We start from the raw sequence: 511 nt of genomic DNA, 5'->3' as shown, positions 1-511 counted from the left end.
GTCGTACTTCGCTCCGTATTTCTCGGCAAAGACATCGATCGCCACTTCGGCCGAAGCTCGGTTGGACGCCAAATAGACCTCGCGCAGATCCTTCTTCATGCTGGCCTGTACCGACACTGCGACTTTGTTCAAGATATTCGCGGTTTTGTGCACCCAGCACCGCTGATGTCGCGTGGCGGGAAAGACCTCGTCGAGCGCCTTCCAGAAGCCGAGCGCGCCGTCACCGACGGCGATTTCCGGGGCGATCTTCAGCCCACGGGTTTTCGCCTCGACGAGCAGTTCGTGCCAGCTCTGCGTGCTCTCGCGCACGCCGACCTGGAAGCCGATGAGTTCCTTCTTGCCTTCCGGCGTCGCGCCGATCAGCACCAGCATGCATTCGCTGTGGTCTTCCATGCGAGCCTGCAGGAAGACGCCGTCCGCCCACACGTATACGTACCGGCGCGCCGACAGATCGCGCTTCTGCCAACGCTCGTACTCGAGCTGCCACTCCGTCGTCAGTCTGGAAACCACC

Annotated in this window: 1 protein-coding gene; it reads right to left on the bottom strand. The window is 61.6% G+C overall.

Translation table 11 applies throughout. The features are described 5' to 3' along the window. Positions 1-511, bottom strand: a 511-nt coding sequence (locus IF809_RS38755) for an IS256 family transposase (protein WP_462840107.1), incomplete at both ends; no start/stop codon positions are given.

The organism is Bradyrhizobium sp. UFLA06-24, from assembly GCF_054967145.1.
This window is presented reverse-complemented; position numbering and strand designations above follow the sequence as displayed.